At 70.0% G+C, this 14307-nt stretch carries 4 protein-coding genes; 1 reads left to right on the top strand and 3 read right to left on the bottom strand.

Annotated features, from left to right (window positions below):
- Window positions 1-144 precede the first annotated feature (144 nt).
- The 3 genes from ACWEN0_RS23330 to ACWEN0_RS23320 all read right to left on the bottom strand — a co-directional run bounded on the left by ACWEN0_RS23330 (window position 145) and on the right by ACWEN0_RS23320 (window position 13952).
- Window positions 145-6198 (bottom strand): RHS repeat-associated core domain-containing protein, encoded by a 6054-nt coding sequence (locus tag ACWEN0_RS23330; RefSeq protein ID WP_451977077.1) that lies wholly within the window; start codon window positions 6196-6198, stop codon window positions 145-147.
- A 28-nt stretch (window positions 6199-6226) separates the two neighbouring features.
- Complete coding sequence (locus ACWEN0_RS23325) at window positions 6227-9631, bottom strand: LamG-like jellyroll fold domain-containing protein (RefSeq protein ID WP_451977075.1); 3405 nt, start codon at window positions 9629-9631, stop codon at window positions 6227-6229.
- A gap of 100 nt (window positions 9632-9731) precedes the next feature.
- Window positions 9732-13952, bottom strand: a complete 4221-nt coding sequence (locus ACWEN0_RS23320; protein WP_451977072.1) for a family 78 glycoside hydrolase catalytic domain — start codon at window positions 13950-13952, stop codon at window positions 9732-9734.
- On the opposite strand from ACWEN0_RS23320, the gene ACWEN0_RS23315 reads away from it, so the two are divergent.
- The gene (locus ACWEN0_RS23315; protein ID WP_451977069.1) at window positions 13939-14304 is read left to right on the top strand and encodes a hypothetical protein; all 366 of its coding nucleotides are present in this window, start codon (window positions 13939-13941) and stop codon (window positions 14302-14304) included. The genes ACWEN0_RS23320 and ACWEN0_RS23315 overlap by 14 nt on opposite strands.
- The last annotated feature ends 3 nt before the right edge of the window (window positions 14305-14307 follow it).

Here is a 14307-nt window from a genome sequence, read left to right as displayed (position 1 = left end):
GGGCAGCGGGGTCGCCTTCGCCGCGCCGGTGGCCGGGTCAGAGCGCCGACGCCGCCGCCGGGCGTGGAGAACCAGATCCGTCCCCGACGGCGTGTGGAAGGCCGGGGAGATTTCCCCGGCCTTCCACGTCGTACGGCTCGATTCTCAGCAGCGGCACAAGAGCCAGGTGTAGTCGAACTCGCCACTGACGATACCGGCGCTGGCGCCCAAACCGTGGCCGACGCCCACCGTTGCCGGGGTCAACCCGTGGTCGTCGAGGCTCGCGCCGGCCGACCAGTCGACGCCGACCGGGCCGATTTCGACGCCACCCTCAAGCCCCGCGCCCCATCCCCTCAAGTCTTCGAAGTGGTTGAGGCCGGAGAACTTGACGGAGAACGACGCGCTGAAATCGAACGCGACCCCGGCCTTGCCTTCAGCGGTGATGACCGTCGCCGGGCCGCGGTCGTCGGTTCCGTGACAGACGGAGACGCTCCCGCCGACGAAGATCTGCGCGCCCACGCCCACGCACGTCATCGTTATCCCGCCGTTCTTCCTGCGGTCGGCCTCGGCCTTCGCGTCCGCGTCCGCCTTCGCTTTGGCGTTGCGTTCCGCCACCTCGGCCGCCGCCTTCGCGTACAACGCCCGCTCGGCGGCAGCCTCCTCCTGCGCCAGCTTGAGGTCGCGGTTGTGCTGCTCACACCCTGCCTGGAAGAAGCCACCCGTGCACCGCCACGGGTTCGCCGGCCAGAGGAACTGGGTTATGTTCGGCTTCTTCCATGACGTCGGGTAGTCCAGGGCCGTCGGGTGGTAGTCGCCGTCGACCGTCCGCTGCGCCCAGAGATCCTGGGCGTTGTTCTCGTCGTTGAGCAGCCTCGCCGGGAACCTGCCGTCGGCGTCGGTGGTCGAGGCGGGACTGTTCTCGGCGTAGGAGAAACCGTTGATCTGCTGAGGATCCCGCGCCGACAGCATGGGGTCGACGGAGAGGAACTTCCCGGTGGTGCTGTCGTACGCCCGAACGCCCAGGGTGCTCAGGCCGGTGGTCGGGTCGGCGACGCCGTCGACGAATCCCCGGCTGCCGGGTAGGGCGGGCTGTGCGCTGCGAGACTGGCCGAAGGCATCGAGGCGTTGCCTGGTCGCGGTGAGTGAACTCGCGTCGACGCGCAGCATCGCGGTGTCCTGGCGGTCGCCGACCTGGTAGGCCACCGTCCCTCCGATGTGGACACCAACGGTCGTCGTGCCGAACTTGACGTCGTTCTCCCCGGTCAGCTTCTTGCTCGCGTTGTCGTATCGGACGGCGGCGCCGGCCAGTTGAAGAGTCTTGCCCGCCGGGTCGACGGTGAGCAGGAGACTGCCGTCGGCGTCGTAGACGTAGGACGTCTTGTTCGCTCCGGACGTCACGGCGGACAGCCGGTCCTCGTCGTTCCAGTCGAGCGTCTGCTGCGCGCCGCCGTTGACGCCCGGCCTGCTGGTCGTGTCCCCGGTCGGACCGTAGCCGTAGCTGCTCGTCGAACTCGCCCCGGCGGTCTTCGTGGTGATCGACTGCACGGTGTGCGGCTGCTTCGCGTTCACGCCCGGTGTGTTGTAGGTGTAAGTGCTGACGGCGTCCTTCCCGCCGGTCGGGTCGGTGAGGTTGTGCTGGGTCTGGCCGGTCCGGTTGCCGGTGACGTCGTAGCCGAACGACTCCCAGTACGGCGCCGGCCCGCCCGGGCTGCTCCCCGCCCCGCCCGCGCACTCCGTGGTCGAGGTCCAGGCGTCGGTCTCGCGCCGGAGGTAGTCGTAGCCGTAGCACTGGGTATCGGTGCCGTCCGCCGACTTGTCCTCGACCTTCGTGACGTTCCCGGACGCGTCCTGGGCATACGTCGTGTCGGTCAGCGCGGCGGAGCCGATCGCCGCGTCCTCCACCAGATTCCGGTTCTGCGTGTCGGTCGGCAAGTCGTAGTACAGGCTCTGCCAGACGTTGCCGGTCTGCTGCGTGCCCTGGGTGATCTGCGAGACTTTGCCCGTCGGCGTGTAGATCGCGCTGTTGACGTACATCGCGTCGCCCTGGATCTGCACCAGCAGGCCGTAGGAGTTGTACCGGTAGACCATCAGCTCGGATGTCCCGTCCGGCTCCATCGACGGAATCCTTTCCGTGGCGAGCGATCCGTCGGTGTTGAACTCGCGATGGGTCTTGTAGCTGCCCGCGATCCCGTTCTGCGCGGCCGGAATCGTCAGAGTGGTGTCCTTCGCCCGGTAGGCGTCGTCGTAGTTGGACATCGTTTCGGTGTACTGGTCCGTGCCGACGTACCGGGTCGAGGACGCCAGCTCGCCGACGACGATCTTTCCGTTGGTGTCGGTGGCCGTGTCGTACGTCCACTGGGCCAGCAGCGAACCGGACGGCGAGTCCCGGTGCTCCTCGGTCTTGCGGCCGAGCGAGTCGTAGACGAACGCGAGCGTCTGCCCGCGGGCGTCGGTCTGGCTCATGACCTGGCCGGCCGCGTCGAACACCCGCGTGCTGTGCCCCTTGTCCGGATCGTCGGCCGAATTCGGGTTGTCGCCCAGGTCGTAGCCGTACTTGAACACATCGCCCGCCGCGTCGGTGAGCGAGCTCACCTTTCCGGTCGGTGTGTAGGTGTACTTCGTGCTGTCCGCGGCACCTGTGCCGGACGGGTCGTGGAACTGGCGCAACTCGGTCGTGCGGCCGCGCACGTCGGTGAACGTGCTCGTCGCCGTTCCGCCCGCGGGTGGGAGGACGTCGGTGTGGTCACCGTGATAGCTGCTCGTGGTGTGCCACTGGTCCCGGCCGAGGCTCTTGGTGGTCGAGACGGTGGGCCGCTCGGCGCCGTCGTACGTCGTGATCGTCTGCGACGGCACCGCGGTGTCGTCGGCGAGGTAGGCGTCCGGACCGGCGGTACCGGTCGCGGCGTAGCCGGCGTTCGTCTTGACCTTGAGCCCGCGCGGGTCGTAGACGGTGTCGGTCAGCACGCGCCCGGTGCCGGTCGGGGACGGGGCCTGCGTCTGGCGGTTCCGGAGGAAGCCGTCGTAGATCGCATAGCCGGTGACCGACCCGACGGAGTTCACCTTCGTCGTGGCCACCGCACTCGAACCGTCGTTGCGCAACGTGTAGTCGTAGTGAACCGGGGTCTGCCCGGGCTGGTTCACGTCGGTGAGCCGGCCGAGGCCGTCGTACTTCAACGTGGCCGTGCGGCCGTTGGCGTCGGTCTTGCCCACGGTCAGCCCGCGGTGCACGTCCAGCGCCGCGGTCTCGGTCTGGTGCAGCGCGTTGGTGTCCGCTGTGGACGTCGGGATTCCCCGCGCGGGCGTGTACGCCGTAGTGCTCTGGCGGTTGTCTGCGTCGGACGTCTGCGTCGAGCGGCCGTAGGCATCGTAGGCTGCCTTCGACTGCTGGGCCCACACCGGAGTGGATCCGTTGTAAGACAGCGCCTTCTGCGTCAGGGTGACGTCACCCGCCCCAGGCGCGTCGGCGAGCCCGTGGCCGTCGTAGAAGGTCCGGACGTCCGACACGGCATTGGCGGGCAACGACGATTGCGTCCCGCAGGGGACGTTCACCTCCTGCTCCTCGCTCGGCAGGCCGAGGACCCAGGTCGTGGTGTTACCGACATAGGTGTAGGTCGTGCAGGTCTCGTCCTGGTTGACCGCGAGGTCACCGAGGTCGCTCTTGGTCTTGACGAAGCCGTTGTCGTCGTACGTGCTGTCCACTTCGGACGTGCGCCAGCCGCCGGTGACCGCCGTTCTGGTCAGCTGAGCCGCGGGCCGAACCAGCACGGCGATCCGGTTGCCGACTCCGGTGGCGGTCTGCTTGCGGTACGGACGGCTGATCGTCGTCGACACCACGTCGCCGTCGATCTTGTTGATCCGGCCGTTCAGCTTCGCCGCCTCCAGCTGCGAGCCTGCCAGGCCCTCGCTGTCGGTCGTGGTGACACCGCCGGAGTCGGTGACTGCCACGGCTTTCGTGCCACCGGCTGCGTTGAGCCGGTCGCCGTCCATCCCGCGCAGGTAGGTGTAGACGGTCGCGGACTGCAGGTCGGAGTCCTGGCCGGTGCCCTTGAGCACCTCGACCGTGCCGTAACCGCGCCACTGCGTCCAGCTCCGGCGCGTCTGCGGGATCAGTGGATTGTCGTCGTAGTGCCACGCGGCCGGACCTTCGTAGTCGTAGCTCGTGACCTGGTCCGGGCTGCCGCCGACGCGGTCGACCTGCTTGACCGAGCCGACGACGTAGCGCACGAACCAGTCGGTCCGCGATTGCAGTGCCCCATCCGGCGTCCAGGTCACCGGGAAGCACCGCTGGCCGTTCGTCTCCGGGGTGGGCGGTGATCCGGCCGTGCAGTCGGTGGCGTCGTAGTTGACGTTGATGTCACCGCCGCTGGCGTTGTGGATCGTGTAGATCCGGTAGCGCCAAAGCGCGGACAAACCGTCCGCGGTGGTGTCCAGCCGGTTCGGGTACTCGACGCCGTCGAAGGTGATCTCCGGCTCGGACACCGCGGTGCCGACGTTCCCGGTGTGCGTGATGCCCTTCAGCCACAGCGACTTGGTACCCGTGCTGTCGAGGTAGGTGTCGTCGAGCGACCAGGTGTCCACGGCCTGCCCGTTGACCTTCGTGGTGATCCCGGTCAGCCGCTTGGTGGTCCAGAAGGTCGGCGAGCCGAACGAGCTGCCGCAGTTCGCGGTGCACTGCCGGTCCCACGGAGTGTCCGGCCAGTTGGTCGCGTCGTGCGTGCCGCAGCTCGACGTCAAGCACCGGTCGCCGGTGGTGAGGAAGACCTGTGCGGCGGCGGCGGTCCCGGCCGGGTCGTCGGTACGGGTGCCGTAGTCGACGTGGTTCAGCGCGCTCGCCCGGTCGTAGGCCAGCGTGGTGGTGCCGTTGTTCGCGCCGTAGGAGTTGGTTTCCTTGTCGTAGTAGTACGTCATCGTGTCGCCGTGGCGATCGACGACGTAGTCGAGGTTCCATTTCCACGGCTGGCTGCACTCGGACTGGGCGAAGCCTGCGCCGTTGTAACACGGTTCGCCGGGGTTGTTGCCGTAGACCGGCACCGCCAGTGTCGCGTTCGTCACGGCGCCACCGCCCGGCCGGGACTGGTCGGCGCCGAACCAGTACTGGGTGCCGCCGGTGTCGGTGATGACCCAGTAGTCGCCGGTGACCGTGCCGGACGCGGGGGTCACGTGCTGCACCCGCTCGCCGTTGTCGTGTGCGGGGCGCCAGACGCCGTTCTGCAGCACCAGCTGGTTTCCCTTGCCCCCCAGCTCCATGCTGACGAAGTCCTCGCCCGCCCAGCACTCGTCGCCGGTCTGGTTTCCGTCGTCCGCGCAACCCTTGTAGGTCCGCGTGATGGAGCCGGGCGAAAGGTCCCAGCCGTCGCCGACCCAAGAGGTCTGATTGTTCTTGGTGGCCGTCCGGCCGTCCACACTGGCGGAGGAGTAGCCCAGGTCGAGGCTCGGGGTCAGGCCGCCGGGCACCGGCGGCACGGAGACCGGGACCGACCAGCTGAACGCTCCGGCGTTCGGGGAGACCTGCCAGGTCTCGGTCGACGTCAACGGCGTCGCCTTGTAGTCGCCGTCCCCGCTGGCGGTTCCCGCGGTGATCGCGAACACCGCGGTGGTGTCACTCACCGGTACCTGACCGGAGACGGTGGACTTCGGGGTGTCGTTGTGCGACGGCACCGGCGTCTGCGTCCGGCACTCCGGCTTGGCTGGCGTGACCGTGGCGCAGGCGGGCAGCTGAACGAGCCGCAACCGGCCGGCCCAGTCGGCGCCGTACGCACCGGCGAACGACGAGTAGTCGACGTCGACGGGCACTGTCCCGCCGGTCTTCAGGCCGTCCGCGCGCGAGACCCGGAACCGCAGCCCCGAGACGCCGGACGCGGCCGCGGCTTTCTGGTCGTCGACCTGGACGTGGACCTTCGCCGGCGCTTCCTTCGCCGTGCGCACCTTGACCGGCAGGGTTTGTGCCGCCAGTGCGCTCTGCGCGACGTCGGCGGTCGCCGCCATCGGCCACGCGGCCGGTCTGGCCGCGACCGGCGTTCTCGGCGTCGGTGGCGCCCCTATCGGCGCCTTCACCGCCACCTTGCCGCCGGACACCGGCGGGAAGCCTTGTGGGCTCGACGGCGAAGTTCGGGGGAACTTCGGCACCGCCGCTGCGGTTCCCGAGGCAACGGGCAGCACGGCGGCCGCGACGAGAGCCGCGACCACCAGGTGCTTGAGGTACTTACGCGATCGGTACATGGGAGGCACCTCTCTGGTTGCGAGCAAGCTAGGGGCAGGCGAAGCGGCAGATGTCGTAGGCTGCGAGAACACCGGTGTACAGCCGGACCTCGCCGATCGAACCGCCGATCCAGCGCATCACCAGCGGCTGGCTGTTTGCCTGCGCGGTGCCGAACTGTGCGGCGCCGGTGGCCTGCCAGCCCGCCAGGTTGTTCTGGCCGGCCTGATGGGAAAGCTGGATCGACCCGCTGAGCACGCCGTCCACGTAGATCGACAGCTGCTGCGCGGGCAGGTCGTAGACTCCGGTCAGAGTGGCCACCCGGCCGGCCACGGGCGCGGTCTGCGCGAAGACCTGACTCGACGCCGCATTGTCCATATCGGACTTCGGCAGCATGAACATCCATTGTTTTCGGGTGCCGTCGTAGCCGAGGTAGAACCCGCCGAGATGGTTGCCGAGCTGGGTCACCGCCGTCCGCGTGGTCCCGTCGATCTGGTCCAGCTCGACCTGTGCGGACACGGTGAAGCTCGCGTCCGTACGCACGCCCTGGGACGCGGTCGTGACCGAGCCGTTGAGCGGGTCCGGGAAGCGGATCGTGCCGCCGGCGACCGTCGCACCGTTCACGGCGCTCGCGGTCAGGCCGCCGATCGTGTCGGTGACCGACGCCGACGAGGCCGGCAGCCAGTCGTGGTCCAGGGACGGAACCGTGGACAGCGTGTGGATGTCACTGTCGACGAGTGTCCACTGGGTCTGGTCCTGGACGCCGTTGCCCAGCACCCGGCCGTAGACCCGGACGTCGTCGAGGGAGCCGAGCAGGTGGTTGGTGAGCAGGCCGGTCCACAGCCCGCGGCCGATCTGCAGGGTGCCGGTCGCCTTCCAGGGCGTGGTGTGCGTGCTCTGCCCGACGAGCCGGCCGTCGACGTAGAGCCGCATGATTCCGGTGGCCACGTCGTAGGTGCCGATCAAGCTGGTCCACGCGTTGGGCGTCGGCGTGCCGCCCCACGCCGCGTCGATCGCGACGGGAGCGGTGCTGTCGGTCTGAGGCAGGTCGAACTCCCACGCGTGGTGCGCGGGGTGGTAGCCGAGGAAGAACGCGCTGGTGCCGGCGCCGTCTTCGCTCACCGCGGTTTGCGCGTAGTCGAAGTTGCCGTCGATCTTCACCCACGCGGACACCGAGAAGCTGCCCGAGGTGTCCACCGCGGGCCCGCCCGTGGTCGACGCCCACGCAGTGTTCCCGTGGAGCGACAACGCGTTCCCGATGTGCCCGGTCGCCCAGCTCGCCTGCGCAGGGTCGAACGAGGCCGGGTGGCCGTTGCCGGAGTCGTCGGTGACGGTGGTGGACGGCGCGAGGCCGTCGAGTTTCCACCAGCCGGCGGGTTTCGTCGCGTTCGGGTCCGTGCTGACGTTGATGTGGTAGAGCGTCGGCTTCGGGCTCACGTTGCCGGCGCGGTCCACGCTCAGCACCGAGATGTCCGTCGGCCCCGGCTTCAGCGGCGTGATGTTCACCGTCGCGCTGCCGTCCGATCCGGCTTGGACGGTCGACGGGGTGTCCCCGCCGATGCTGTACCGGTAGGCCGCGACATCGGCGACACCGCCGTTGGTGAACGTGAACTTACCGGTCTTGCCGGGTGCGCCCGCAGCCGTGCTCGCCGGGTAGTCGGTCGAGGCGATGCCCGCCGGTTTGTCCGGTGGCGTCACGTCCACCGACAGGTCGCACCAGTCGGACCACGGCCCGTAGTCGATCTGTCCGCCGCCGAGGTCGTTCACGCCGCGGACGTGCCACGCGATCACGTCGCCGTCCTGATATGCGCCGCTGGGGATCGTGAAGGTGAAGGGGCTGCCGGACTCCTGGGCGACCGTTGTGACGCTGCCGACGGGCTGGGAGCCGCCGTGCACCCAGTACTCGAACTGGGCCTGCACGCCCCCGCCGTCGCGGTCGGTCAGGGTGTCCGCGCGCAACGTCGGCGTGGTGGTGGGCACGTAGCCCTGGTTCGGGTAGTAGCTGCACGGATGCGTCGAGCCGTAGGACAGGCCGGTCGGCGCGTACGGCAGCCAGTTGTAGGTGACGTCCAGTTTCGCGGTGTCCGGGTTGAACTTCTTCCATCCCAGGTTGCCGCTGTTGGAGGCGCCTTCGTCGTCGGCCCGCATCATCAGCGTCGCGGTGCCCGAGTTCACGGCCAGCGCGTCGCGCATCACCTGTACGGCGTTGAAGCCGACGTAGTCGTCGGCACAACGGAGGGTTCCGTTGCTGTCGACCCAGCCGTGCGCAGCCGACGGCGCGTCGTTCAGTGCTCCCTGGACCGGTTGCGCGTTGCCCCGCGGCGGGTTGGCCGCGCTGATCGCGGCGGTCTCGAAGAGGTCGACCTTCGTGGCGGTGCACGACGGCGCCCACGTCTCGAGGACGTTGAACTCGGCGCCGAGGATGTGCGCGTTCGGGTTGCCGTCCTGGCCGAGGAAGTCGCCGATGTCGAACTGGAAGTACGAATGGACCTGCACGGTCGGATAGCTCCAGCTGGTGTAGCCGACCTTGGCGACGTTGTCGCCGTCCCCGCCCCAGTACGAGTTCCCCACGTAGCTGGTGGGCTGGAGGTATACCTCCGCCCACCCGGCTTTACCCGCTTCCCAGCCCGGGTCGACCTTCACCGGGTACCGGGTCGCCGGGTCGGCGAACAGTGCCTGATCGGTCGTCAACGCCAGCGAGTCCGGCTGGACGCGCACGCCGAGCACGGCGCTCTTCGGCGGCGCTTTGCTGTCCACTGTGGAGTCACGCATGACCGGCGGGGGCGCCTGGAAGACCACCGACCCGGTCGGCGACAAGGCGCTCAACGCGCCGTTCGCCTCGGTGCGGACGTTCAGGCCCGCCGTGTGCATGCCGAACCGGACCGTGCGCAGCGCCGGGTTCTTCGCTGCCTGCGGCGTCTTCACCACCAGGTCGTGGGTGAAGCGGTTGCCGAAGGCGTGGACCTGCAGGTCCACGCCGGGCAGCACCTCGGGATAGGTCGCGGTGTCGCCGTCGAGAACGGGCTTGGGCAGCGGCGCCGGCCAGCTGAACGACAGCTGCTGCCCGTCGCCACCGAACCGGACGACCGGGCCGGTGCCGCCTCCGGAAAACACCTGCGGGACCACCACCGCCCCCGGAGCCACGGAACCGTCCGGAAGGAACCGCAGCCGGGTGTCCACCGCTACCCAGTCGCTGCCGCGCCGGACCCGCTGCGGCTCGACGGAGAGCCGCGCGGTCAGGGTCCCGTCCGGATTCGCGAACACCTGCCGCGTCTCCGTGCGCTGATCCAGCGCCTCCACCTGGTGCCTGACCGCCTTCGCCGTCGCCACCGCCAGCGCCCGGTCCGGCTGCACAGCCGGCAGGTCCGGCCCCGGCCCCGGTGCGGCCCGCACGGCCGGAACGGCCAGGAACGCCGCCAGCAGCGCCACCGTCACCGGCACGATCACCTTGCGCATGCTTGCCCCCAGTTCATCGCGGACGGATCCGCACCACACCCCGGAACCGGACAGCGCCCGGGACTGCTCGACGAGAAACTCACGAACGCCGCCCGGGCGGTCACACCCGGTACCACGGCACGAACCACGATCCGACGGTGCTCTGGTTGGTGCCCCACAAGGTCCCGGCGCTGTCGGCGGCCGTGACGATCATGGTGTTGTTCGCGGCCAGCGCCAGGGCCGGGTCGCCCGCGAGCGCGGGGCTGTTGTCGATGACGTCCCCGGTGGAGAAGGTCGAGGTCGGCGACGACTGGCCGAACACACCCAGCTGACCGCCGGTGGTCCGGACCATGATCTGCACCGTGCCGTTGTTCGCCGGCGAGCGCACCATCGCCGGGCGGCCGGTGAGCCCGCCCGCCACGCTGATCCGGTACCACGGCACCCAGCCGCTGCCCGGGCTCGTCTGGTTGGTGCCCCACACGTCGCCGCCGGTGTCCACCGCCGTGACGACCATGGTGTTGTCGGCCGCCAGCGTCACCGCCGGGTCGCCGGCGAACACCGGGCCGCCGGGGATCACGTCACCGGTGGAGAACCCCGAACCCGACTGGCCGAAGAAACCGACGTGACCGTCCGTCGTCCGCGCGAAGAGCTGCACTGTGCCGCCGCTCGCCGGGGACAGCACCGAAGCCGGTGCCCCCGCGAGCCCGCCGGCCACGCTGACCCGCGTCCAGGCTCCCCAGCCGCCGCCCGGGCCGTTCTGGGCGGCCGCCCAGAGGTCGCCGGCGGTGTCGACGTCACTGACGACCACGCTTCCGTCGGCCTTCAGCGTGGCACCCGGGTCCCCGGCGAACACCGGGCCGCCGGGGATCACGTCACCGGTGGAGAACCCCGAACCCGACTGGCCGAAGAAGCCGACTTGACCGTCCGTCGTCCGCGCGTAGACCTGGACCGTACCGCCGCCGGCCGGGGACAGCACGGACGCCGGCGTGCCGGTGAGGCCGCCCGCCACGCTGATCCGGTACCACGGCACGAAACCGGAGGCCGGGTCGGTCTGGTTGGTGCCGCGCAGGTCTCCCCCGGCGACGGTGAACATCATCATCCGGCCGTCGGCGGCCTTGACGGTGCTCGACCCTTCCGTGGGTAACGTCGAGGTGAAGTCGTAGCTGCCGGAGCCGAGGACGTAGGTGGCGTACCGGCCCTGGATCCCCTGGTAGCCGGGCGATCCGGCACCGGGGCTGACGACGGGTGCGGCCGGGTCGAGGGGCACCCGCACAGTGGCGGTCGCGTTCACCGGGATCGTGACGTGCAGTGCCAGTCCGTTGCCCGTCCTGGTCCAGTCGGTGGCCGCGTCGCCGTACGGCGTGTGGTAGCTCGTCGCGGCGTGGCTCAGGCCGCCCACCACGGCGGGCCGGATGTCCAGCCGGTTGCCGGCAACCGCGTCCGGGTCGGCGCCGAGGCCGCCGAGGCCGGACCCGAACCAGGCGTCGATCGCACCGAGGATCACGTGGTCCTGGGACTCCCCCGCGGTGGGCCCGTCCCACTGCTCGGTCAGCGCGGTGGCCCCGTGCTTCACCTGGTAGCCGTAGCTGGGACTCGAGGTCTGGATGGCCAGGTCGTAGAGGACGTCGTCACGGTCGGCGGCGGCCAGGACCCGGAACACCGCGGGCAGGGCGATCTCGCCGACGGTGAGGTGGCTGCCGTGCGCGGCGATCGCCCCGACGAGGTGGTCGAGGACGGCTTGCCGGGCGGCGTCGGGCACGATGCCCGTGTCGAGGACGAGCGCGTCGTCGGCCTGGGTGCCCTCGTCGTACGTGCCGGCCGCGGCGTGGAAGAACTTCTGGTTCATCGCCCCGCCGATGGCCTGGGCGAGGTTCGCGTACGTCGTCGCGGACGCTTGGTCGCCGAGGACCGTGCTGATCTTCGCCATGGCCACCGCGTCCTGGTGGTAGGCGTAGTTCGCAGTGAACGTCTTCGTGGTCGCCTCGTCGGCCGCGTTCCAGTCGCCGAGGCCGCTTGCGCTGTAGTCGACGAGGTTGCCGGTGGTGTGGGCCTGCAGGTAGCCGAAATACCGGTGCATCGCCGGATAGAGCGAGCTCAGCGTGTCGGTGTCGCCGTAGGCCTGGTAGAGCTGCCAGGCGGTGAGGACGATCGTGCTGCCCCAGTTCGGGTCGTCGCGGAACCCGCCGTCGAACCCGACGTACTCGGGTGCGATGTCGGGGATGAGCCCGCTGTCGGTCTGCGCGTCGGCCACGGTGCGGAGGAACTGCCGGTAGTAGGCGGCGACGTCGTAGTTGCGGCTGATCGTGTCGAACACCAGGTGGTCCTGTTCCAGCCAGCCGAGCTTCTCCCGGGCCGGGCAGTCGGTCGGGATGCCGGAGAGGTTGTTCCGCACGGCCTGCCGGGTGATCCCGTGCACGGCGTTCACCAGCCCGTTCGCCGTGTCCACCGAACCGCTCGGCGGGCTCGCGGCGCTCAGCGGCAGCCCCGTGATCGTGTCCGCGGACGGCGGCGACGGCAGCCCGGTCACCTCGAGATAGCGGAAACCGTGGTACATGAAGTCCGGGTGCCAGCGTTCGGTTCCGGTGCCGGCCAGGGTGACCGTGTCCCAGATCGTCGGCGTGACCGCGTTGTTGGTCACGCTCTGTTCGTCGACGGTGCCATCGGGCTTGAGGAGTTCGCCCGGGTACAGGGTGATCCGGGTGCCGGCCGGGCCGCTGACGGAGAGCTGCTCCCAGCCGGCGATGTTGGTGCCCAGGTCGAACACGTAGTGACCGGGCACCGGCTGGCTGATCGACACCGGGCGCATCGTGCCGGCCTGCTGCACCGGCGGAGCGGCCTGCGCACTGAGCACCGTCTGCGGGCCGGGTGGGGACACCGCCTGCGCCGGCTGCCAGGACTCCAGGTTCGTCCCCGGCGCGTCCCAGCCCGACGGCGCCTGACGGGCGTCGAAGTCCTCGCCGCCGTACCAGTTCGAGAACGTCGTGGGCCCGAGCGTGGTGCGCCAGCTCGGATCCGTGACGACACGCGCGGTGCTGCCGTCGGCGTAGGTGAGTTCCAGCTGCGCGAGCAGCCTCGGAGTCGCGATGGTGGCGGCGAACTTCTCGTAGCGGCCCGGGGTGCTCGGCACATTCGCAACGCCGTTGCCGAGTGCCACACCGATCGTGTTCGAGCCGGAGCGGACCAGCGAGGTCACGTCGTAGGTGCTGTAGAGCACGCGCTTGCGGAAGTCGGTGCCCGCCGGCTGCAGCACGGCCTGCGTGACCGGCTGCCCGTTGACCCGCGCGTCGTACACGCCGAGCCCGGCGGCGTACAGACGGGCCGACGCGATCGGCCTGTCCGCGGTGAACGCCTTGGCCAGCAGAGGAACCGCGGCGGAGTGCGTCGGCGGCGGTGGCGCCTGCCCGGTCACGACGGCGGCCGCCGCGAACGGGCCGGCGGCGTTCGCGGCCGTCTGGAGCTGGTAGTCGACCGGAAAACCCGGGGTGCGCCCGTCGTCGGTCACGACGTCGGTGCGGGGGTAGAGCCGAATCCGGTCGAAGTGCCGCACCTGCCCGAGGTCCAGCTGCACCCACACCGGCGTGGCCAGGTCCTGGCCGTGGTGCTCGGCGCTGGTGTAGCCGAACGGCGCGCGGTCGGTGGTGGGCGAGCCGTCGGTCGCGTACTGCGGTGCCCACGAACCATCCACTGTGTACGACTCGGAGCTGGTGACGGGGGTGTGCGCGGCCAGGTTCACCTGAGGGTTCGCACTGTCGGCGACCTCGACCTCGGCCAGCTGCAGCCGGGACACCTCGTCGGGGAAGCCGCCCTCCTTGATCGGCAGCCCGAGTTTGCTCACCGAGAGCCGGACGTACCGCGCGTCCTGCGCCGGCAGGTCGACCACCACCGGCCGCGGCGCGCCGGCCGGGTCGGCGATCCACTGCCCCGCCCAGTCACCGGACGCCAGCAGGCCCATCTCCCAGTGAGCGACCGCGCTCCAATCCGAGACGGCGCCCGCGGTGTCCCACGTCCGTACCCGCCAAAACACCGCCTGCCGGGAAGCGAGCGCGGGCCCGCCATAGGACACGCCGACCGACGCCGCCGACGTAACCTGCCCGCTGTCCCACAGGTCCGGCCGGCCGGCAGCCAGCACGGCGGCGCTGCTCGCGGCCTGGACCTGGTAGGCGGTCTGCCCCTGACCGCGGTCACCGGTGGCCAGTTCCCAGCTGAGCTTCGGATGGACGTCGTCGATCCCGAGCGGATCGGTCAGGTAGTCGACGCGCAGGTTCCCCACCGTCAAGCCGGCCACTGCGGCGGCCGCAGGCACCACGGGGACGACCGCGCCGAGCAGGATGACCAGCGACAACGCCACACATCGTCGAGTTCCCACGTTTGCCCCCAGGCGAGCCACGATCAGGCGCCCAGCCAAGCCGCGCCGGCAGGCCGTGGCAAGCGTTTCGATCCTGGTCGAAAGGGCGCCGACCGCCGTCGAACACAGCTGGGCCCGCCGCGCCGAACTCGGCTACCGCCACGACCACGCCCACGCCTCCACCTCAGAGATCGAGCACGTGGTGCATTGCTCCTATGTCCACGACACCCGGACCGGGGATCGAGCACTCACGGACCTTTCGGGACTCACCGTCGAGCTGACGCTGACCTCCGACGCGGCGCTGATAACGTCCGATCCGGCCGCGGACCGCGAGGCAACGCCCTTCTGAACC

Source organism: Amycolatopsis sp. NPDC004378, from assembly GCF_053602455.1.
This window is presented reverse-complemented; position numbering and strand designations above follow the sequence as displayed.